Origin of the sequence: Thiobacillus sp. (genome assembly GCF_018780105.1) — a bacterium.
Taxonomy (GTDB): Bacteria; Pseudomonadota; Gammaproteobacteria; order Burkholderiales; family Thiobacillaceae; genus Thiobacillus.
Genome location: NZ_JADMKC010000036.1, coordinates 13,095 through 34,515, shown reverse-complemented (window position 1 = coordinate 34,515; position 21,421 = coordinate 13,095). Strand labels below are relative to the sequence as shown.

At 62.7% G+C, this 21,421-nt stretch carries 23 protein-coding genes; 3 read left to right on the top strand and 20 right to left on the bottom strand.

Features of this window, described 5'->3' with window-relative positions; genetic code table 11:
* Nucleotides 1-164: 164 nt before the first annotated feature.
* The 12 genes from IV098_RS14120 to metE all read right to left on the bottom strand — a co-directional run bounded on the left by IV098_RS14120 (nt 165) and on the right by metE (nt 12,402).
* Nucleotides 165-854 carry an NADPH-dependent F420 reductase gene (locus IV098_RS14120; RefSeq protein ID WP_296890174.1) on the bottom strand — a complete coding sequence of 230 codons (690 nt, stop codon included), beginning with the start codon at nt 852-854 and terminating at the stop codon, nt 165-167.
* Nucleotides 851-1,543, bottom strand: a complete 693-nt coding sequence (locus tag IV098_RS14115; protein WP_296890172.1) for a PQQ-binding-like beta-propeller repeat protein — start codon at nt 1,541-1,543, stop codon at nt 851-853. The genes IV098_RS14120 and IV098_RS14115 overlap by 4 nt, the downstream gene beginning before the upstream one ends.
* Nucleotides 1,544-1,557: 14 nt before the next feature.
* A complete protein-coding gene (locus IV098_RS14110) occupies nt 1,558-2,016 on the bottom strand; it encodes an SRPBCC domain-containing protein (protein ID WP_296890169.1) in 459 nt (152 codons plus the stop codon).
* Nucleotides 2,017-2,071: 55 nt separating this feature from the next.
* Complete coding sequence (locus IV098_RS14105; RefSeq protein ID WP_296890167.1) at nt 2,072-3,295, bottom strand: helix-turn-helix domain-containing protein; 1,224 nt, start codon at nt 3,293-3,295, stop codon at nt 2,072-2,074.
* Between the two features lie 316 nt (nt 3,296-3,611).
* Complete coding sequence (locus IV098_RS14100; RefSeq protein WP_296890165.1) at nt 3,612-4,391, bottom strand: peptidase; 780 nt, start codon at nt 4,389-4,391, stop codon at nt 3,612-3,614.
* 91 nt (nt 4,392-4,482) lie between these two features.
* Nucleotides 4,483-4,986: a hypothetical protein gene (locus tag IV098_RS14095; RefSeq protein ID WP_296890163.1), complete on the bottom strand. Its 504-nt coding sequence runs from the start codon at nt 4,984-4,986 to the stop codon at nt 4,483-4,485.
* A gap of 9 nt (nt 4,987-4,995) precedes the next feature.
* Nucleotides 4,996-5,793 carry an ABC transporter ATP-binding protein gene (locus tag IV098_RS14090; protein ID WP_296890161.1) on the bottom strand — a complete coding sequence of 266 codons (798 nt, stop codon included), beginning with the start codon at nt 5,791-5,793 and terminating at the stop codon, nt 4,996-4,998.
* Between the two features lie 106 nt (nt 5,794-5,899).
* On the bottom strand, nt 5,900-6,817 hold the full coding sequence (gene ntrB / locus IV098_RS14085; RefSeq protein WP_296890159.1) for a nitrate ABC transporter permease: 918 nt from the start codon (nt 6,815-6,817) through the stop codon (nt 5,900-5,902).
* A 70-nt stretch (nt 6,818-6,887) separates the two neighbouring features.
* Nucleotides 6,888-7,301 (bottom strand): globin family protein, encoded by a 414-nt coding sequence (locus tag IV098_RS14080; protein ID WP_296890157.1) that lies wholly within the window; start codon nt 7,299-7,301, stop codon nt 6,888-6,890.
* A gap of 24 nt (nt 7,302-7,325) precedes the next feature.
* On the bottom strand, nt 7,326-8,543 hold the full coding sequence (locus tag IV098_RS14075; protein ID WP_296890178.1) for a CmpA/NrtA family ABC transporter substrate-binding protein: 1,218 nt from the start codon (nt 8,541-8,543) through the stop codon (nt 7,326-7,328).
* 317 nt (nt 8,544-8,860) lie between these two features.
* On the bottom strand, nt 8,861-9,427 hold the full coding sequence (locus IV098_RS14070) for an ANTAR domain-containing response regulator (protein WP_296890155.1): 567 nt from the start codon (nt 9,425-9,427) through the stop codon (nt 8,861-8,863).
* A gap of 674 nt (nt 9,428-10,101) precedes the next feature.
* Complete coding sequence (metE, locus tag IV098_RS14065; RefSeq protein ID WP_296890153.1) at nt 10,102-12,402, bottom strand: 5-methyltetrahydropteroyltriglutamate--homocysteine S-methyltransferase; 2,301 nt, start codon at nt 12,400-12,402, stop codon at nt 10,102-10,104.
* A gap of 81 nt (nt 12,403-12,483) precedes the next feature.
* On the opposite strand from metE, the gene IV098_RS14060 reads away from it, so the two are divergent.
* Nucleotides 12,484-13,443 (top strand): LysR family transcriptional regulator, encoded by a 960-nt coding sequence (locus IV098_RS14060; RefSeq protein WP_296890151.1) that lies wholly within the window; start codon nt 12,484-12,486, stop codon nt 13,441-13,443.
* Here the strand turns inward: IV098_RS14060 and IV098_RS14055 are convergent.
* The 5 genes from IV098_RS14055 to IV098_RS14035 form a co-directional block, all read right to left on the bottom strand.
* Nucleotides 13,436-13,951, bottom strand: a complete 516-nt coding sequence (locus IV098_RS14055; RefSeq protein WP_296890176.1) for a DsrE/DsrF/DrsH-like family protein — start codon at nt 13,949-13,951, stop codon at nt 13,436-13,438. The two genes, IV098_RS14060 and IV098_RS14055, sit on opposite strands and share 8 nt — an antisense overlap.
* Before the next feature lie 130 nt (nt 13,952-14,081).
* Entirely contained in the window at nt 14,082-14,315 is a 234-nt protein-coding gene (locus IV098_RS14050) for a sulfurtransferase TusA family protein (protein WP_296890149.1), read from the bottom strand.
* 167 nt (nt 14,316-14,482) lie between these two features.
* Nucleotides 14,483-15,097 (bottom strand): TetR/AcrR family transcriptional regulator, encoded by a 615-nt coding sequence (locus IV098_RS14045; RefSeq protein WP_296890147.1) that lies wholly within the window; start codon nt 15,095-15,097, stop codon nt 14,483-14,485.
* Between the two features lie 68 nt (nt 15,098-15,165).
* Nucleotides 15,166-15,531 (bottom strand): DUF202 domain-containing protein, encoded by a 366-nt coding sequence (locus IV098_RS14040; protein ID WP_296890145.1) that lies wholly within the window; start codon nt 15,529-15,531, stop codon nt 15,166-15,168.
* A 2-nt stretch (nt 15,532-15,533) separates the two neighbouring features.
* Nucleotides 15,534-16,439 (bottom strand): hydrogen peroxide-inducible genes activator, encoded by a 906-nt coding sequence (locus tag IV098_RS14035; RefSeq protein ID WP_296890143.1) that lies wholly within the window; start codon nt 16,437-16,439, stop codon nt 15,534-15,536.
* Nucleotides 16,440-16,564: 125 nt separating this feature from the next.
* On the opposite strand from IV098_RS14035, the gene katG reads away from it, so the two are divergent.
* Together katG and IV098_RS14025 are read left to right on the top strand one after the other, a co-directional pair.
* Nucleotides 16,565-18,751: a catalase/peroxidase HPI gene (gene katG / locus IV098_RS14030; protein ID WP_296890141.1), complete on the top strand. Its 2,187-nt coding sequence runs from the start codon at nt 16,565-16,567 to the stop codon at nt 18,749-18,751.
* A gap of 241 nt (nt 18,752-18,992) precedes the next feature.
* Nucleotides 18,993-19,178 carry a hypothetical protein gene (locus IV098_RS14025; protein WP_296890139.1) on the top strand — a complete coding sequence of 62 codons (186 nt, stop codon included), beginning with the start codon at nt 18,993-18,995 and terminating at the stop codon, nt 19,176-19,178.
* Nucleotides 19,179-19,354: 176 nt separating this feature from the next.
* Here the strand turns inward: IV098_RS14025 and IV098_RS14020 are convergent, their stop codons facing one another.
* The 3 genes from IV098_RS14020 to msrP are packed head-to-tail and all read right to left on the bottom strand — an operon-like array spanning nt 19,355 to nt 21,363.
* Nucleotides 19,355-19,693: an EthD family reductase gene (locus IV098_RS14020; RefSeq protein WP_296890137.1), complete on the bottom strand. Its 339-nt coding sequence runs from the start codon at nt 19,691-19,693 to the stop codon at nt 19,355-19,357.
* Nucleotides 19,694-19,753: 60 nt separating this feature from the next.
* On the bottom strand, nt 19,754-20,425 hold the full coding sequence (locus IV098_RS14015; RefSeq protein ID WP_296890135.1) for a sulfite oxidase heme-binding subunit YedZ: 672 nt from the start codon (nt 20,423-20,425) through the stop codon (nt 19,754-19,756).
* A complete protein-coding gene (msrP, locus tag IV098_RS14010; protein WP_296890133.1) occupies nt 20,425-21,363 on the bottom strand; it encodes a protein-methionine-sulfoxide reductase catalytic subunit MsrP in 939 nt (312 codons plus the stop codon). The genes IV098_RS14015 and msrP overlap by 1 nt, the downstream gene beginning before the upstream one ends.
* Between the last annotated feature and the right edge of the window lie 58 nt (nt 21,364-21,421).

The window sequence follows — 21,421 nt, the reverse complement described above, 5'->3', positions numbered from 1 at the left end:
ACTCCTTCTGCTTGCGCAGTTTCTAGTGTGTTGCATCCACCGGTTGAATTCGCAGGTGCATAGCTGACCTAGGTGGTGCAGCACGCCAACGGCGGCTCTGGCCGATCACCGGCCTGTACTTAAACCAAATAGCCTCCACGAAGCCTGGGGCGATTCGCAAATTCTTACAACGACTGCCTGATGCGAGCTTCCTGTTCGGCGCGATATTCGGCGATTCGGTTCTGGTCGGCTCCGGCGAGTGCGCGCTGGAGGGCAGCAGCGTCAAGATCGTGGCAGTAGGCCGGCGTTCCGGTCTGCTGCCGCCAGGAGTTGTCGAGGTTTCCATCGTCGACTGGATCGAAGCCTAGATCATCGACAAGGCGAAGCACAGTTGCCCTGGCGTCCGGCGAATCGCCGGCGACCGGGAGTGCTATCCGCCCCGGCACTCCCTTCGGAACACCTCTTTCAAGAAGGCTCTTGGCGAAGATGTTGTTGAATGCCTTGATAACGGGATGCCCGATCCGCTGTGCGACCCACTGACTGTCGAGCATGCCCCGTTCGATTGCGTCGATGCGGCCGTCGCGAAGTTCGGGATGGTAGTTGCCGATATCGATGACGACGAGGCTGCTCGGTACGTTGGCAAACAGTCCCTGTGGAAGATCGGCTACGGCCTTCGTCGGGATCGCAAGGATGACGATTTCTGCGGTTTGGACTGCGTCGACAATGGAAACGGGTGCCGCACCGATCCCGGCCGCCAACGTGGTCAGGCTCTCGGGCCCGCGCGAGTTCGCGATCGAAACGTGATGGCCGAGCTTGGCGAGATGGTGCGCAAGTGTGCTGCCCATGCTGCCGGCGCCGATGATCCCGATTCTCATGTGGACTCTCCTCCACCGCCGCGCCGAGCCGCCTTCTCGGGCTTGGGCTTGCGCACGGCGCGTACCTTGCCGCTCGGTCCGCCGCCGCAATAGAACAGGTCGGCCCCGTCGGACTCAAGCCCGCTGACGCCGATTCCATGCGGCATCTCCAGTTGATCGAGTACGGCGCCACTTTCCGGATCGATGCGGCGGAGCCCGCTTTCGTCGCCTTCCCAAGTGCCGTGCCACAGCTCGCCGTCGACCCAGGTCACGCCGGTGACGAAGCGATCCGAATCAATCGTGCGGAGGATGGACCCGGTCTCCGGGTCGATCTGGTGGATCTTGCGGGCACGATACTCGCCGACCCAGAGCGTTCCCTCGGCCCAAGTCAGACCCGAGTCGCCGCCGTGGCCAGGTGCGGGAATCGACGCCACGACCTTGCCGCTGGCAGGATCGATCTTGTCGATGCGCGCTTCGGCGATCTGGTAGAGATGCGTGCCGTCGAAGGCTGTGCCGGCGTCGGCGGGGACGGCGAGTTCGCGCACCAGTACGCCACTCTCGGGATCGAGCGCGGCGATGCTCTCGCCGCGGGCGAACCAGACGTGCGCGCCGTCGAAGGTCACGCCGCCGACCTGGTCCGTGTCGGGATAGGGGCCGTATTCGCGGACGATCTCCGCCTGCCCGGTTCTGATCTTTTCAGTCTTTGCCATGACAACCCCCTGCGCTAGTTCCATTCGTCAATCTTGACGTCGTCGGGGCTAGGGGCCCCTTTCCCCGTTTCCACAAACGATTTCAGGCTCATTAGAAAAATCGCCCACTTGGTGCTGCAATGGTGCATGAACTCCACCGGTTCCCGCCAATCCTGGTGCTTGAACAACACATTGGTGTAGTCACCCGCTTGCCTCAGCTCCCAACGGATCGTGGTGCCGATCCATTCTTCGGGACCGTCGACCACCTGCCAGCGTACGAGTCTTGCGGGATCGAGTTCACGTACTCGCATGTCGAAGCCGCCTATCTCACTGCCGTCCGGGCGGTGGAAGCGGAATCTGATTGTTTCACCGATATCGCTGTTGCCCTGGGTGTCGCGTGTCCACCAGGCAGCCAGTCCCTCGCGTGTGGTCAAGGCCTGATACACCTTGTCCGAGGACGATTGAATGCCGATTTGATGCAGTATGTCTGCCATTCCGGGTTCCTCCTGACGGGTTAAAAAATCTCGCGTGCATCGCAATGACGCAAGATTAGTCAACTGGCAGCGCACCCGGGAGTAACAAGTTTGTCGCGAATCCACTGAGCGTTGGCGCGAGCCATCGGCGCGCGCGACCCTGCCCGATCGCGCGTATCACGGCCGCCTGCTCGAGTTCGCGCAGCGTGCGCTGGACGCTGCGTTGACTTGTACCGAGCGCATGCGCAAGCGCCGATGTCGACCACGACTCGCCTCCTTCCAGCAGGGCGAGGAGGGTGCCGGCGGGACCGTCGACTGGCGGTGCCAGCAGCACCACCGCCGACGCATCGATCGGCGTGAGCATGAAGCCCTGCCGGGTCGCTTCGATGCGGGCGAGCGGACGCAGCGTGGTGCGTAAGCGACTGAGTTCGACGCGCAGCCGCGCGCGATGCGATTCGTCGGCAACGCGCGTGCGGAAGACGCGTTCGATCAGATGGTCGCGCGAAACGTCTGCCGGCCAAGCCTCGGCGAGGGCCGCGATCAGGGCAAATAGGACGGGACGTCCCGCGAGCGTCGTGCAATGCAGGGGGCTGCGCACCACGCGCCGGCAGGCATCGACGACGAGATTGTGCGACGCGAACAGCGCCTCTATTTCGCCGAGGCGCACCGGCCGCGCCGAGCCCGCACTGATCATCCGCGCCGACGGTACCGACAGTACTCGACGGACGCGACCAACTTCCGCAATCAGGGCTGGAATGCCGGCCTCGACGGCGGCAAGGTGGGCGCGTTCGATCGCGGCTGCGGCGCTGACGGCCCGAACGCGGCGGAGCGCGACCTCGGCGCGAGTGAGTTCGGTTCGGGCCGCCAAGGCAGGCGGCGTATCGTCGGCCACTTCGATTGCGTCGAGCGCCGCCCCGGCAGCCACAAGATCGCCAACGAGCAAGTGGCGGCGCGCCGCGACCAAGCAGGCGTGGAGCGCGTTGGTGCAATCGCCGAGCGCATCGAGCGCCTGCGCGGCAGCGTCAAGCGAGTGCACCGGCTGGCGCAGGTCGCGCGCGGCAAGTGCGACCTCGGCCTCGGCAAGCTGGCAGCGGGCCTGGGCAAGACGCTCGTGAGCGCCGAAGCCGCGCGCGGCGCGGCGCAGAAGCTTGCGCGCCTGCTCGTAGTCGCCGAGTTGGGCCATTGCAATGCCGCGCAGAGCGAGCGCTGGCGGGTCATCGCGCAGCGCAACGCGCTTGAGCGCACCGAGCGGATCACCGGCTGCCAGCGCGCGCGCGGCCGAAGCGATGAGGGAGTCCATGGCGGTAGGATAGTACGGAGTTCGTCACAGGCGGCGCGGTCCAGCGCGGTGTGCTTTGCTGGTTGGGTCTCGGTGCGTCGCTGAGCAGCCGATCGAACGTCTGTTTTAAGCATGGTTTGGCCGACCGCTTATCGCCAATTGCAGTCATCCATAAATTGGTCAACCGTTTGTCCGTTTCGGTCGACGAACACTCATTGGATGCGCTGCTTTGAATGTCCGCAGTCTGGGCGCTGCTGCCGTTCATTCCGGTGATTTCAGCGAACCGTGAGCATCGGCAGTTGGCCGAACGACACTCAAATCAGGTCGGGCTTACTGCTTATCCCTGCATCTGCCCGCTGCCGCTGGTAGCCACCACCTGCAGCGGCTGCGGCTGGTTTTCCCATTCGAACGGCGGCAGGTTGTTGAGCGCCTGGCGCAGGCCCTCGTTCCAGGCGTTGGCCAGCGAACGGTAGTAGGGATGGTCTTCCGAAAACAGCAGGCGGCGGCCGCCGTTAAGCGCATCCGTGTTGTAGATCAGCAGTTCGACTGGTGGACCCACCGTCAGATTCGAGCGGATGGTCGAATTGATTGACACCAGCGCGCAGCGCGCGGCCTGTTCCAGCGGGGTGTCGGGACGAATGACGCGGTCGAGAATGGGCTTGCCGTATTTGGTTTCGCCGATCTGCAGGAAGGGGTGGGCGGCCGATTCGTGGATGTGGTTGCCCTGCGGGTAGATCATGAAGGTTTCGGGCGCCTGACCGGCGATCTGTCCGCCAAAAATGAAGGTGGCTTCGAAGTTGGTATTGGCGTCGCGCGCGGCCTGGGTGCGCTGCACTTCGGTGGAAATGGTGCCGATGTAATCGACGGCGTCGCTGATCGAATAGACGCTCGACAGGCAGGTCGGATTGCTCAGACGACAATCGTCGCGCAGTCGCTTCACTACGGCCTGGGTGGTGGCGAGATTGCCCGCCGCCAGCAGCACGAACATGCGCTCTCCGGGCTGCACGAAGGTGTGCATCTTGGAGTAGGTGCTGACATGGTCGATCCCCGCATTGGTCAGCGAGTCGGACGCGAAAACGAGTCCGTCGTCGGTCTTGATGGCGACGCAATAAGTCATGGGGCCGGGCTTTCTTTCAGAGAGGTTTCATCGTGCCTGTTTTTGGCTTCTGGCTCAAGAGCAACTGCTCGGCACACGCGCCGGAGCGCGATTATTTGCTGAACCAGCGTGCCAGCGGCGAGGCCAGAAATTCGTCGGCCGGCAGGTAGTGACTGCCGTCACAGGAGAAATTAAGCCCAACCAGGCCATTGATGACGTTGAGCGAGCCCGAGCGCAAGTAAAACTGCTCATCGGAGAATCGCAGGGTGCGAAACATTTCCAGAATCGGCCGGATATGCTGCGGTGGAACGATCGCGTCGCCGGGATAACCGGTCGGCGGGCAATCGTGTGCGGGCGCTGCAGTCAGCAGCTCATCCAGCAAAAGCACGCGATAGCGGCAGGGGTCGCTGTAGCGCCAAAGCGTGGCACGACTGCTGGAGAAATGCAGCTTGGCGTGAAACACGCCGTGCTGACACATCAGGCTTTCGATCCGGGCAAAGGTCTCGTTGAACTGGTCGTCCATCGCCGAACGAGCGCGACACTGCTCGAACAACCCGCCCCGAATGGCCGGATCGCCGCGATACTGCTTCCAGGGTGTGAAATGCTCCGGCGGCATGAAAGTGCTTTAAGCGGCCTCCTTCGGTCGCATCTGACGGCTGTAGAGGAATTCCAGCACCTGGCTGCGCAGCTCGTGGTACTGCGGATCATGCGCCAACGCCAGCCGCTCGCGCGGACGCGGCAGATCGACGCTGAGAATCTCGCCGATGGTGGCGGCCGGGCCGTTGGTCATCATCACGATGCGGTCGGACAGCAGCACGGCTTCGTCGACGTCGTGCGTCACCATGATGACCGTGCTCTTGGTCGCGGCGACGATCTTCATCAGCTCGTCCTGCAGGTGGGCGCGGGTCAGTGCATCGAGCGCGCCGAAGGGCTCGTCCATCAACAGCACTTTCGGCTCCATCGCCAGCGCGCGGGCAATGCCGACGCGCTGCTTCATGCCGCCGGAGATTTCTCCCGGCAGCTTGGCCGACGCGTGGGTCAGTCCCACCAGCTCCAGCGCGGCATGGGTGCGCGCCTTGAGCTGCGCTTTGGTTTCCTTGTCGCCGAATACCTTTTCCACCGCGAGATACACGTTCTCGAACGCGGTCAGCCAGGGCAGCAGGGAGTGGTTCTGGAACACCACCGAGCGCTCCGGCCCCGGCCCCTTGATTTCCTTGTTGGCGAGCAGCAGCACGCCGTCGGTGGCGTCGAGCAGGCCCGCCACCAGGTTGAGCAGGGTGGACTTGCCGCAGCCCGAGTGGCCGATCAGCGCAATGAATTCGCCCTGGTCGACGTTGAGGTTGATGTCGGTGAGCGCAGTGAATTTGCCTTTTTTGGTAGAAAACACCATCGAAGCGTTTTCGATCTGGACGTAGCTTTGCATGTGGAATCCTTTCGAGTCGAGAGCCGGGCTGGGCGTAGGTTGGGTTGAGCTTGCGAAGCCCAACGAGGTGCTGTTGGGCTTGTCAGCCCAACCTACGCAGTTACTGTCAGTCGTAGCTAAAGCGTTTTGCGATCAGCATCAGCAACTGCTCGAGCAGCAAGCCGACGATGCCGACGACGAAGATGGCGATGATGATGTGGGCGACGTTGAGGTTGTTCCACTCGTCCCACACCCAGAAGCCGATGCCGACGCCGCCGGTGAGCATTTCGGCGGCGACAATCACCAGCCAGGCCACGCCGATCGCCAGTCGAACGCCCGTCAGCACATAGGGCAACACCGCGGGGAACAGGATCTTGGTGAACACCTTGAACTCCGACAGGTTCAGAACCCGTGCGACGTTCAGATAATCCTGCGGAATCCGCTGCACGCCGGCGGCGGTGTTGAGCACCATCGGCCAGATGCTGGAGATGAAGATCACCCAGATCGACGCCGGTTCGGCTTTTTGCAGCACCAGCAGACCGATCGGCAGCCAGGCCAGCGGCGACACCGGGCGCAGGATGCTGATGATGGGCGACATCATCTGGTTGAGGAACTGGAAGCGGCCGATCATGAAACCGAGCGGAATCCCGATGATCGCGGCCGCGCCAAAGCCGAGGCCGACGCGATACAGCGAGTTGAGGATGTTCCAGCCGATGCCCATGTCGTTGGGGCCGTTGTTGTAGAACGGGTCGGAAAACAGCACCACCGCCGCGCCCCAGGTTTCGACCGGGCCGGGAATGGATTTGTTGGTGTTGGCGACCAGCGCCCACAGCGCAACGAAAAACAGGATGCCGAGCAAGGGGGGAAAAGCCGCCTTGACCAGGTTCACCGCGCCTTCGATCACACGCTTGCCCGACTCGGTTTCGAGCAAGGGCGTGCGCCGGGCACGAGAAGCTGCAGCCGGCGATTCCTTGGAAGCCAGAACGACATCATCGCCTGACAGGATTTCACTTAAACTTTCGGTTGTTGCATTGATTGCGCTCATATCGCACTCCTGAATATTGACGACGTTTTCCGGCTGCCTGCCCACAATGACCCGCCAGGCAGCCGAACTTTTACGCCGAGGCGTAAGCCGCCTGTTTCATGGCGGATGCCAGCGTGGTATAGGTTTCCACCCAGGCCTCCTTGACCGCCGGGGTGAACTGCTCGCCAAGACCCTTGCCCAAGGTCCAGATCAGCGCGCTACCCACCGTGTCGTAATGTGCTTCCGTTACGCCATAGTCAACATGGCGACGTCCCATCTCCTTGACCGCACCCAGAATCGGGCTGAGATCATCCAGGCTGTTGACGGCGGTATTGATGATCGTCATCAGCTTGCGGCCCTGCTCGACCATGTCACCCTTGAACATGCTGCGCAGCGAGGGATCGAGCTCGAACAGCTGGTCATAGAACAACTGCGCCGCTGTCTCCTTGATGGGGAGAACCTGTTGCCAGCTGCTGCGTACCAGTGCAATTTTCTCGGGGTTCATGGCCTCTCCTTGGCTTGAATTAATTTAGGCCTTGATCTTGAAGCCGTCGGCGTACGCCTTCGGGTTCTTGCCATCCCACACCACGCCGTCGATCAGCTTCGAGGTACGCATGTCGGACTTCGGCAGCGGGGTCTTGGTCATCGCGGCGGCCTGCTTGTAGATGTCGATTCGATTGACCTTCTTCGCCACCGCCAGATAGTCGGGGTGATCCTTCAGCAAGCCCCAGCGCTTGTGCTGGGTGAGGAACCACATGCCGTCCGACAGGTAGGGGAAGCCGACCTGACCGCCGTTGTAGAACTTCATGTAGTTGGGGTCGGCCCACTTCTTGCCGATACCGTTGTTGTACTGGCCCAGCATGCGGTCTTCGATCGAGTCGAAGTCGGTGTTGACGTAGGACTTGGCCGAAATGACCTTGGCGACTTCGGAACGGTTCTTCATGTCGTCGATGTACTTCGACGCATCGATAATCGCCGCCACCATGGCGCGTGCGGTATTGGGGTATTGCTCGACGAATGCCGCGGTGGTGCCGAGCACCTTCTCCGGATGGTCCTTCCAGATATCCTGCGTCGTCACCGCGGTGAAGCCGATGTTGTCGCGGATCGCGCGTGCGCCCCAAGGTTCGCCCACGCAGAAGCCGTCCATGTTGCCGACGCGCATGTTGGCGACCATCTGCGGCGGCGGCACCACGATGTTCTTGACGTCGCGGAACGGATCGATGCCGTAGGCGGCCAGCCAGTAATACAGCCACATCGCGTGGGTGCCGGTGGGGAAGGTCTGGGCGAAGGTATATTCGCGCGGCTCGGCCTTCACCAGTTTGGCAAGGCTGGCGCCATCGACTGCGCCTTTATCCTTCAACTGGTTCGACAGGGTGATCGCCTGGCCGTTGTTGTTGATCGTGGCGAGCACCGCCATGTCCTTCTTCGGCCCGCCGATGCCGAGTTGCACGCCGTAGATCAGGCCATACAGCACATGCGCGGCGTCGAGCTCGCCGTTCACCAGCTTGTCGCGCACCGCAGCCCACGAGGCCTCTTTCGACGGCGTGATGGTCAGGCCGTATTTCTTATCGAAGCCCTTGACCGAGGCCATGACCACCGACGCGCAGTCGGTCAGCGGAATGAAGCCGATATTGAGGTTGGGCTTTTCCGGTGCGTCGGAACCTGCCGCCCAGGCGCCCTGGCGCACGCCCGGCGAGACCAGCGTCATCAGTGCGGCCGCAGCCGACATGCCGACGGTTTTCTTCATGAAATCCCGCTTGCTCGTGTCCTGCACCACAGGTTCGTTTACCAGTACGATTTTTTTGCTGTCGCTCACAGTGTTCTCCAAATTAAAAAAGGCGTCGCCCCATGGGGGCGGACGCCTTTGTCCATTGATATCAAGTTTGCTCGGTGATCCTGAAAGCCACGCCATTGCAGCTGTTCAGTTCAGGTTTAGCAACGGCTGTGCCAGCCTTTATGGAGCATTGAATTTATTGGGGTTTGTCTGATATTCCTGGTTTGTGCCCAGCTGTCCGCACCTTGCCGCGCACCCATTTAGTGCGGATTTTTTTGATCATGCACCATTCAGGCAAGCGGCCTTTGCAACACCTGCCGCGCAACGTCGGCCAGCTTCATGCCGCGGTCCATCGCGGTCTTACGCATCTCGCGATAGACCTCTGATTCCGTCGCACCGGTCTGCTTGATCAAGTGCGCCTTGGCCTGATCGATGAGCTTGCGCTCGGACAGTTCGAGCCGGGTTTGTTCGAGCTGGTCGTGCAGCGCCTGGTGCGCTTCGAAGCGCGACACCGCCACATCGAGGATGGGTCGAAGGCGTGCGGGATCGAGGCCGTCCACCACATAGGAAGTCACCCCGGCTTGGGTGGCTGCGCGGATGGACTCCGTGCTGCCGTCATCGGTGAACATCACGATCGGGCGCGGGCAATCCTGGTTCACCACGCAGATGTGTTCCAGCGTGTCGCGGTCGGGAGAGTCCTGCGCAATGATCACCACATCGGGGCGCAGTGCCTGGATCTGCACATCGAGACTGCGTGCAGAATTGAGCGTGGCCATCACCACGCAGCCGGCGGCTTCGAGCGCCGGCACCAGCATCGCCAGCCGGTCGGGCTGGTCTTCAATAATCAGGACTCGCATATTCGGTCTACCTTACCCCCTGAAAAAGGGCGGCCTCCGGAGAGGCCGCAAGTTCGGAGGAGACTGCCTGAGCAAACTGGCCTTGCGGTAAGCGTGCTCAAATTTATAAAAGCATGCAGCGTGCCAGATGATTTATTGATTAACAATCAAATGCTTAAGCTTCCTCCCTGCTGCCGCCGAGCCCGCCAGACCGATCGCTTTGGTGCAAATCGGGCCGTCTCTGGAACAAAACGGGGCGTAAACCAGACATAAACAGCAGCGCCCTGCATGCAGGATAAACCCTTCTGCCAAAACAGGATTACCTTCCGGCAAGGGGAGCATAAAACCGTCAAGCAATCAGGGGCTTGCGGCGGACTACGACTAAAGTTGTATGGCGCACACCGCCGCCTGCAGGTAACTTCCAGACAAGACCCGGATACACAGGTCAAAGATGTGCGTGAACGCCCCGGTTTTCCGCCTGGGCAAAGGCCAGGCAGCCTCAAGTGCTGCCGCACCTGTTTCATCCCCTTCGCCCGAGGGAGACGGTTCATAGGACGAGGGGGATTCGGCGCCGCGATGTTGCATGCGGCCGGCCGACAGTTTCATGAAGCATGATCCGTCAGGGCCTCGCCGGACTCGCCCCCGCCCCTACACCTTGGGGGCTGTTAACCCGGTTTCACCATCACCAGCGGTATTCAGACAGCAATTACTGCCTGGCCTCCTCCCCCATTGCCATTTCGCTGCCGCAATGCACGCGCCGCCGCCACCATGTTTTCCAGCGCGGCCTCGGTCTCAGGCCAGCCGCGCGTTTTCAGTCCGCAGTCGGGATTGACCCAGAGGTTTTCCGGCGCGATCACCCGCGCGGCCTTTTCCAGCAGACGCGTCATTTCGCTCACCGGCGGCACGCGCGGGCTGTGGATGTCGTAGACGCCGGGCCCGATTTCGTTGGGGTAATGAAATGCGCCAAAGCCGCGCAGCAGTTCCATGTCGGAACGACTGGTTTCGATGGTGATGACGTCGGCGTCCATCGCCGCGATGGCGGGCAGGATGTCGTTGAATTCCGAATAGCACATATGGGTGTGGATCTGCGTGGCATCCGCCACGCCGCTGGCGCTGATGCGGAAGGCGCGGCTCGCCCAGTCTAGGTAATGCGCCCAGTCGGCCTGCCGCAACGGCAGGCCTTCACGGTAGGCCGGCTCGTCGATCTGGATGATGCCGATGCCGGCGGTTTCGAGGTCGACCACCTCGTCGCGGATCGCCAGCGCAATCTGCAGCGCCGTGGTCGCACGCGGCTGGTCGTCGCGCACGAAGGACCATTGCAGAAGAGTGACCGGCCCGGTGAGCATGCCTTTCATCGGCTTGCCGGTGAGCGATTGCGCGTAGCGCGTCCACGCCACCGTCATCGCGTGCGGCCGCGACACGTCGCCATAAATGATCGGCGGCTTGACGCAGCGGCTGCCGTAGCTCTGCACCCAACCGTTCTGCGAGAACGCAAACCCGGCCAGCTGTTCGCCGAAATACTCGACCATGTCGTTGCGCTCGGCCTCGCCATGCACCAGCACGTCGAGGCCCAGCGCGTCCTGCCGCTCGACCGCGAAGCGGATCGCCTGCTGCATCGCCGCGGTGTAGTCGGCTTCGCTCAGTTCGCCCTGCTTGAAACGGGCACGCGCGCTGCGGATATCCGCCGTTTGTGGAAACGATCCGATGGTGGTGGTGGGAAAGGCGGGTAGCCGGAAGCGGGCACGCTGTGCGGCTTGGCGCACGGCAAATCCGCTGTTGCGCGTATCGTGCGTGGCCGTCAGCGCATGCAGGCGTGCCGCCACTGCCGCGTCATGCACCTTGTTCGAGTGGCGGCGTGCGGCCAGCGCCGCCGCGTTGTCGGCCAGTGCTGCGGCGACGGAAGGGCGCCCGGCGTTGAAAGCCGTTTTGAGCGTGCTCAGTGCGGCAATTTTTTCATCGGCGCCGGCCAGCCAGTTTTTCAGTTCCGGGTCGAGGCGGTTTTCATGCGCCAGACTCACCGGCACATGCAGCAGCGAGCACGACGGCGCCAGCCACAGGCGATCGCCCAGACGCGCATGCAGGCCTTCGAAACGGTCCAGCACCGCGGCCAGATCGGTTTTCCAGATATTGCGGCCGTCGATCACGCCCACCGACAGCACCCGGGGGGCGGGCAGCCAGTCGATCACCTGCGCCAGTTCGTCGGCGCCGCGCACGCAATCGACATGTATCCCGGCTACCGGCAGTTTCAGCGCCACCAGCAGGTTCTCGCGCAACGGGCCAAAATAGCTGGCCAGCAACAATTTGACGCCCGCCGCGTTGAGGCTGTGATAGACACGCTCGAACGCGCTGCGCCATTCGGCCGACAGATCGAGCGCCAGAATCGGCTCGTCGATCTGCACCCATTCCACCCCCATGGCTTTCAGCCGCGCCAGAATCTGCGCGTACACCGGCAGCAGGCGTTCAAGCAAATCGAGCCGGTTGAAGCCGGGCGTTTTTTCCTTGGCCAGATAGAGAAAGCTCAACGGTCCGATCAGCACCGGCTTGGGCTTGAAGCCCGCGGTTTGCGCTTCGGCCACTTCGTCGAACAGCCATTCCGAGCCCAGCGCAAACGGCGTGTCGGGTTTCAGCTCGGGGACCAGGTAATGGTAGTTGGTGTCGAACCACTTGGTCATTTCCATCGCGTGGCACGCTGCATTGCCGCGCGCCAACTGGAAATACTGCGAAAGATCCAGCTTCCTACCGAAGCCGAATCGCTGCGGCGCGCAGCCCAGCAAGGCCACCTGGTTGAGCATCTGGTCGTAAAACGCAAAGTCGCCCACCGTCACCCAGTCCAGCCCCGCCGCATGCTGGCGCTGCCAGTTGGCCTGGCGGATGCCGCTCGCCACTGCCTGCAAGGCCGCTTCGTCGATAGCGCCGCGCCAGAAGGCTTCCTGCGCCTGTTTGAGTTCGCGGTTCGGGCCGATGCGCGGAACCCCCAATACGTGTGCCAATGCCATGTCCAGCTCCTTCATCAAGTGATGGACGGCATGATGCGGGCACGCGTAACATGAGACAAACGAATAGTTTTCATCAAATTCATGAATCCATCTCATATCGAACTGCGTCACCTGCGCTTGCTGCAGGCGGTGAGCGAAGCCGGGGGACTGACGGCCGCCGCCGAGCGTCTGCACCTCACGCAATCGGCGGTGTCGCATCAACTGAAAGCGCTGGAAGATGCCCTCGGGCTGGCGCTGGTCGAGCGCGCCGCGCGTCCGCTCGGCCTCACCGCGGCCGGCCGCCGCCTGCTGGCGCTGGCGCACAGCGCGCTGCCGCAGGTGGATGCCGCACTGCGCGACCTGGCCAAGCTGCGCGACGGCGACGCGGGCGAACTGCGCATCGCGGTGGAATGCCACACCTGCTACGACTGGCTGATGCCCGCGATGGATCGCTATCGCGATGTGTGGCCTGGGGTGGAACTCGACTTGCTGGGCGGATTCCAGGCCGATCCGATCGGATTGCTGCTGGACAAGCGCGCCGACCTCGTCATCACCTCCGACACCGCGCCGCGCCCCGGCATCGTCTATGCGCCGCTATTCGGATTTGAAATGCTCGCGCTGCTGCCGCCGGATCATCCGCTCGCCAGCCGGAAATGGCTGCTGCCCGCCGATTTCGCCGGGCACACCCTGATCACCTACCCGGTACCGGAAGACCGGCTCGACCTGATCCGCCGCGTGCTTGCGCCGGCCGGAATCAAACCGCCGCGCCGCGAGGCGCAACTGACCGTCGCCATCCTGCAACTGGTCGCCAGCCGGCGCGGCCTCGCTGCGCTGCCGGCCTGGACCGTCGCGCCCTATATCGAACGCGGCTACGTCGCCGCACGTCCGGTCGGCAGGCACGGCCTGTGGGCGGAACTCCACGTGGCCGTGCGTGCGGCCGACGCCGCACGGGCGTACGTGGCCGACTTCATCGACACCGTCAAACGCGACAGCTTTGCGCGCCTGCCCGGCATCCGCCCGCTGGTCGCCGGAACGATGGAGACGAACGCGCCTGCTAGATGAACAGGCACACGTCGGACTGCTGCGCCACCGGCAGAAAGCTTGCCGCACCGATCCAGTCCTTGATCTCCGGAATGAAATCCTCGTGCCGGTGGCCGAACAGTTCCACCGTCATCTGGCAAGCCACCAGCTTGACGTCGGCCTCGACGCAGAGATCGCGCAATTCCTTGATGCTGGCCACGCCGTTGTTCTTGACCGTCTGCTTCATCAGCGCCGTCGCCATTTTCTCGAAGCCCGGCACCCCGGCCATCACCGCATTCGGCATGTTCCAGTTGATCTCCTTGAACCATTGCGGCCCGAACGGCATTTTCATCGGCATGCTCGGGTTGCCCAATGGGCTGACCTCCAGGTGCAGGTCTTTTTTCAGCAGCTCCAGCCCGTAGAACGTGAAAAACACCGAGACATCCCAGCCCAGCGCCGAAGCGGTGGACGCCAGGATGAACGGCGGGTAGGCCCAGTCCATCGTGCCCTTGGTGGCGATGATGGCGAGCGATGGGGTGTGGTTGGCGATTTCCTCGCGGCGTTTGGCTTCGTAGCGCGCATCGAACCAGGCGTCGAGATCCGCGCCGTGCTCGCGCAACAGCGTCGAAGGCGGGGACTGTATGGATTTGAGTTGGGTATTGGCGCTCATGACATGCTCCTTAAGCCTTGCGGACGACGAAGACAAACTCGCCCTGGTCCGAACGGGACTCGACCAGTTCGTTGCCGGTCTGCTTGCAAAATGCCTGCATGTCTTTGAGCGAGCCGGGATCGGTGGACGTGATCGCCAGGATCTCGCCGGACCCCAGTTCGGACAGCGCTTTTTTGGTACGCAGGATGGGCAGCGGGCAATTGAGGCCGCGCGCGTCGAGGGTATGCGTTGCAGTTTGATTCATGATGCGACTCCTTTGTGGTGAGTAGATGACCGTTCGGTCAAGAAAATCGGCAAAAAAATTGCCGGGCGAAACAGCCGGAATGACATGGCGCGGGTCCAGCGCACAACGCATCGCTAGACCGGTCGGTTAATTCGAGGGGCGAAAAATTGCGTCTGGCGTGCATGGCTTCAGGCGCTCGCCTGCTCGATTCGCAGGGTCTTGATGGCAGGGCCAAGCCGGTAAAGCAGTTCCGGGTCGTTCTGCGACTTGGCAAGCAGGATAACGCCCTCCAGATACGCCAGCATGGCTTCAGCCGTGAGCGCGGTATCCAGCGGCGCCAGCGTGCCATCGGCCACGGCCTGATCGAGCGCGTCCTTGAAGCGCGATTGCGCAGCGCTGAAAATGGCCAGTAGCTTGGCGCGCAGAATATCGTCCTGGGTACTGACTTCGAGGGTGAGATTGCCGAAGATACAGCCGAGCATGCGGCCATGCACTTCCTTGATCGACTTCTGCCAGAAATAGGCCGCATCGATCAGATAATCGATGCGTTCCAGCGGCGGCAGCGCGGGATCAAACGCCTCGGCGACGAAGCCGTTGGCCCAGTCGTCGGCGAATTCGTCGATCACCGCCAGCGCCAGATCGCGCTTGGAAGCGAAGAAGTGATAGAAGCTGCCTTTTTGAACGCCCGCGCTTTCGCAGATTTCCTGGATGCCGACATTGGCATAACTGCGCGAATGAAAACGGGTTTTTGCAGCGGTCACGATGCGGGAGCGGGTATCGGTTGCGGGTATCATGGGCTGCATACTAGTTGACCGACCGGTAAAGTGCAAGCCTTAGCCCGAAGCAAAACGGGTAATGGCTGTGGCCGCGTTCAAATCTCGGAAAACAAATAAGCCAGCAACGCAAACCCCAGCACCACCACCGACAGATTCATCGCCATCCCCATCCAGGTGCAGTAGCGCTCGGGAATTTCGATCGGCTTCAAGGTACGCAGCACGCGGCGGAACTGCACGATGGAAAAACTCATCACCACCAGCGCCAGCACGATGAAGGCGACGCCGATCCAGAACGACAGGTCGCGTCCCGCGCCACCGGCATCCTGCCTCAGCATGTGCAGAAACAGGCCGAAGCGTTCGAGCACGAAACCGAATGCCATCAAGGTGAGGCCGGTGCGGTTCCACGCCATCAGCGTACGTTCGGCGGCAAAAAATACGCGCGGATCGTTGAGGTCGGACATTCTTATACAGGCTCCACTTCAGGCGGCAGGCTGGCTTTGAGCGTAGCCGCCAGGCGCTCGAAGGTTTCGGGAAACGGCGCGCGTTTGCGCCATGCGAGGCCGATGGTGCGGCCGGGCGGCGGTGATTTGAAGGGCCGAATCTCGATCATTTTCTTGCTGGTGCGCGGCCCTGCGTCGACTGCCAGCGCCGGCAGCAATGTCAGCCCCAAGCCCATGCCCACCATCTGGCGCAGGGTTTCCAGGCTGGTGGCGCGCACTTCCTCGCGACCGCGCGATCCCGTGCCGCAGACATCGAGCGCCTGGTCGCGCAGGCAATGGCCTTCGTCGAGCAGCAGCAGTTTCTCGGCCATGATGTCCGCCGCCTTGAGTTCGCGCTGTTTGGTCAGCGCATGCCCTGCCGGCAGCGCGGCAAAAAAAGGTTCGTAGAACAGCGCTTCGACGCGCAGGCTGTCATCGTTCACTGGCAGCGCCAGCAAGCCCGCATCAAGTTTGCCGTCGTTCAGATGCTCGAGGATCTGCGGCGTCATTTCCTCACGCAGCAACAGACGCAGGCCAGGATGCTTCTTGTGCGCCAGGGTCAGCGCATGCGGCAGGTAATACGGCCCGAGCGTGGGGATCACGCCGAGATGAATCGTGCGCGCCATCGGGTCCTGCGCGTGTTTGGCGAGCTCGCGGATGCGCTCGGATTCTTCGACGATATTGCGTGCGGCGGCGAGAATTTCGCGCCCGGTGGGTGTCGGCGTCACCCGCTTGAGGCTGCGGTCGAACAGGGTCACGCCGAGGAAGTCTTCCAGCTTCTTGATCTGCGTGGAGAGCGTGGACTGGGTGATGAAACAAGCCTCGGCGGCACGCCCAAAATGGCCGTGATCGGCCAGTGCGACGAGGTATTTCAGTTCCTGGAGCGTCATGCGGCACCGTTCGATTTTGTCAATGGAATCATTCTAGAGTATTCATGAGACAAATTCCCAGTCATGGTCTTAAATGCAGGCACTCCATCGAGGAGCCGACCAACCAAACAACAGGAGTGAGCGCCATGTCTGAAAGTAAATGTCCCTTCCACCTCACCGCCACCGGCGGTGGCACACCAACCAACCACGACTGGTGGCCGAACCAGTTGAATTTGAAAGTCTTGAGCCAATTCGCTCCCGAGACGAGCCCGATGGAAGCGTCGTTCGATTATGTCGAGGCATTCGAAAAACTCGACCTCGCTGCGGTCAAGAAAGACCTGTACGCGCTGATGACCCACTCCCAGGGCTGGTGGCCGTCCGACTACGGCCACTATGGCCCGCTGTTCATCCGCATGGCCTGGCACGCGGCGGGCACCTACCGCGTCGGCGACGGCCGTGGCGGCGCAGGCATGGGCCAGCAGCGTTTCGCGCCGACCAATTCCTGGCCCGACAACGTCAACCTCGACAAGGCGCGCCGCCTGCTGTGGCCGGTCAAGCAGAAATACGGCAACCAGATTTCCTGGGCCGACCTCATTGTGCTGGCCGGCAACTGCGCGCTGGAATCGATGGGCTTCAAGACCTTCGGCTTCGGCGGCGGACGTGCCGACGTGTACGAACCCGACGAGTCGGTGTACTGGGGCTCCGAATCCGATTGGCTGGGCGACACGCGCCACGGTACGCAGCAGGATTTCGAGAATCCGCTGGCCGCCGTGCAGATGGGCCTGATCTACGTCAACCCCGAAGGCCCCGGCGGCAAGTCCGACCCGCTGCAGTCCGGACGCCTGGTACGCGAAACCTTCGCCCGCATGGCGATGAACGACTACGAGACCGTGGCGCTCACCGCTGGCGGCCATACCTTCGGCAAATGCCACGGCGCAGGTGACGCGGCGAAGGTCGGCCCCGCCCCCGAAGCGGCCGGCATCGAGAACCAGGGCTTCGGCTGGATCAGTTCCCACGGCAGTGGAAAAGGCGGCGACCAGATCGGCAGCGGCCTGGAAGGCTCGTGGACGCCCACGCCGACGAAGTGGGACATGAGCTATCTCGACATGCTGTTCGGCAATGAATGGCTGCCGACGAAGAGCCCCGCCGGCGCCTCGCAGTGGACGCCCGTCAAACACACCGACGCCAACATGGCGCCGGCCGCGGACAACGCGTCGAAGAAGGTGCCGATCATCATGACCGACGCCGACATGGCGATGCGCTACGACCCCGAGTACGAAAAGATCGCGCGCCACTTCCACACGCATCCGGAAGAATTCGCCGACGCCTTCGCGCGCGCCTGGTTCAAGCTCACCCACCGCGACATGGGTCCCAAGGCCCGCTACCACGGCCCCGAAGTGCCGCAGGAAGAGCTGATCTGGCAAGACCCGATCCCTGCGGTGAATCATCCGCTGGTCGACGACCAGGACATGGCCGCGTTCAAGGCCAAGGTGCTGGCCTCCGGGCTCACGGTGTCCGATCTGGTTTCCACCGCTTGGGCCTCGGCGTCCACCTTCCGTGGTTCCGACAAGCGCGGCGGCGCCAACGGCGCGCGCATCCGTCTCGCGCCGATGAAAGACTGGGAAGTCAACCAGCCGGCGCAGCTCGCCAAGGTGCTCGGCAAGCTCGAAGCGATCCAGGCCGAGTTCAACGGTGCGGCCAGCGGCGGCAAGAAGATTTCGCTCGCCGACCTCATCGTGCTGGCCGGTTGCGCAGGCGTTGAAGCCGCCGCCAAGGCGGCGGGGGTCGAGGCCACTGTTCCATTTACCCCGGGCCGCATGGACGCCTCGCAGGAGCAGACCGACGCCGACTCCTTCGCGCCGCTCGAACCGATTGCCGACGGCTTCCGCAACTACCGCAGCAGTCGCTTCCCCGAGGTACCCGCCGAAGCGCTGCTGGTGGACAAGGCGCAACTGCTCACGCTGACCGCGCCGGAGATGACGGTGCTCGTCGGCGGCTTGCGCGCGCTTGACGCCAACCACGGTGGCAGCAAGCACGGCGTGTTCACCGAGCGGCCGGGTGCGCTGACGAACGACTTCTTCGTCAACCTGCTCGACATGAACAACGAGTGGAAGCCGATCGATGCGGAGAAGAACGTGTTCGAGGTGCGCGACCGCAAGACCGGCAAGGCCAGGTGGACTGCCACGCGCGCCGATCTGGTGTTCGGCTCGAACTCGCAGTTGCGCGCCAACGCCGAGGTCTACGGGCAAAACGATGGGCAGGCGAAATTCGTCAAGGATTTCGTCGCGGCCTGGACCAAGGTGATGAACCTGGATCGCTTCGATCTCGGCTGATCGCACGCAACCGTTCCGGGCTCAGCGATAAAGCCCGGGCAAAAATGGGAACGGCGTTACGGTCTATCCGTAACGCCGTTTTTTTTTCGGGCTCGCATCTGCTCAGCGCAAATTAACCCTGAACGGCTGTTCTATTTTATCAATCGATATGTTTAATATTATTCATGAGACAAATATTTTCCCATCGTTTTTAATGAACGCATTCCGCCGTGGAATGAAACTTCGATAAAAGGAGAACACCATGATTGCCATGAGCATGCTCAGCACCTACGACGAATACCGCCGCGACCAGCGCGCCAGCGCGCCGGTCTACCCGGTTCCCGCCCATCCCGTGCGCCACGCGATGATGCTTGTGTTGAGCCGGGTCGGGCTCGGCATCGGCGGCGTTGCGGCAATGGACGACGACGCAGCGCTGGGGATCGGTTGATACCGGAGCGGGCTTGCCCGCAAGGAGCACGCTGCGCTGAAATGAGCATCCTACAATCCCGTCATGAACACAGCCGCCCGCCGGGATGGTGTACCCGTGCAACAGCGACAACGCCACGCTGAGGCAGGTGCGGGATGGGTTGCGCGAGCGGGCGCAGGCGGGTTGGTCGTTTCGCGTTATGGACACCGAACGTTGACGTTCAGGAGCACTTCGTTGAACTGGATGACGGGCTCGATATCCGTGTAGTTCGCCATGTCACCCTGCAAGCTCTCCGCGAGTGGCATGAATGCGGCGAGAAAGTCTTCCACGGTATCGAAAAGATAGTGGCACATGGCAACGTAGGCCGGCGCCGAGCCGGGAACCGCGCCGCCCAGGCCATGCTCGACCGATACCCCCTTGAAGCCGGGATGCGCACTCAGAAGCTTGATGGACAGGGGCATGTGGGTTTCGCTGTAGTACTGAACATCGAACCGGGTGCCCTTGCCGTTCGGGTACAGGATGCTGATGGTGACCATCGATGCCTCTCGGATGGTTGATAAAAGGGCGCATGAAAAAGCGCCCGCCACGACCTCTCCTTAACAATCATCCAGCAGGACCATGGGTCCGGTTCGCTTGCCGCCATTCCTGGGGGAACGGAGCGGCACACCCGCCTCGCGTACGGCCTGCAGCAGGCGTACGCCCCACGGCAGCCGCGCGGCGAGCAGCACAGCGAGCAGCGCGCCATAGATCAAGGGCTGCGTCATGTCCTGCTTCACCAGCCAGACGTAATGGATCACGCCCAGCACCGCGATCGCATAGACCAGCCTGTGCAGCGCCTGCCAGCGCCGTCCCAGACGCCGCATCATGGCCTGGGTCGAGGTCGCAGCCAGCGGAATGAGCAGGACGAAGGCGGCGAAGCCGACGCTGATGAACGGCCGCTTGACGATATCCCCGGCGATCGCCGCCAGCTCGAAAAACTGGTCGAGCCACAGATAGGTGACGACATGCAGGCTGGCGTAGAAGAAGGCGAACAGCCCCAGCATGCGCCGGTAGCGCACCAGACCGGCCCGGCCGGTGAGCCGGCGCAGCGGCGTGACGGCGAGCGTCGCCAGCAGCCCGACCAAGGTCCAGGTGCCGGTCGAGCGCGTGACGAATTCGATCGGATTCGCGCCCAGCCCGCCGTCCAGGCCCAGCGCGATCAGGCGCAGCAGCGGCAGCAGGCACAGGCCAAAAATCCAGACCTTCGGATTGCGCAGCACGGTCCCCATCAGAAGAAGCGCTTCAGGTCCATGCCGCGATACAGCTGGGCGACCTGGTCGCCGTAGCCGTTGAACATCAGCGTGTCGCGCTTGAAGAATTCGCCGATGCGCCGCTCCTTCGCCTGGCTCCAGCGCGGGTGGTCGACGTGCGGGTTGACGTTGGAATAGAAGCCGTACTCCCGCGGCGCCGCCTTCATCCAGGCGGTGAGCGGCGGCTTCTCGACGAAGCGGATCCTGGCGATGGACTTGGCGCTCTTGAAGCCGTATTTCCACGGCACCACCAGCCGCACCGGCGCGCCGTTCTGCTTGGGCAGGACTTCGCCGTAAAGCCCGACCGCCAAGAGCGTCAAAGGATGCATCGCCTCGTCCAGCCGCAGGCCCTCGACGTAGGGCCAGTCGAGCAGACGCGTACGCTGCCCCGGCATCTGCGCGGGATCGTGCAGGGTGACGAATTCGACGTATTTCGCCTTGCCGGTCGGCTCGGCGCGGCGGATGAGTTCACGCAGGGGAAACCCCACCCAGGGGATCACCATCGACCAGCCCTCGACGCAGCGCAAGCGGTAGACGCGCTCTTCCAGCGGGGCAAGCTTCAGCAGGGTGTCGATGTCCCAGGTTGCGGGGCGACGCACCTCACCCTCGACCGCGACGGTCCACGACTGGGTCCTGAGGCTGCCCGCGTTCTGCGCCGGGTCGCCCTTGCCGGTGCCAAATTCATAGAAGTTGTTGTAGGTGGTGACGTCCTTGTAGGGCGTCCTCTCCTCGTCCAGGCGGTAGGCGCTGGCGCGCACGCCGGGCAACCGGGGGCCGGCTGCGGCATCGCCCGCAGCGCCGAGGACGGCGCCGGCTGCCAGCGCAACGACGCCCTGCATGAAGCGGCGGCGTTCCCGATAGACCTCGGGCGGGGTGATTTCGGACGGCAGGATGTCAGAGGGATGGCGTATCAGCATCGCTCGATTCTCAGGAAAGAAGCTTCATGGACAGGATCAGCAAGATTGCCGCGTTGCC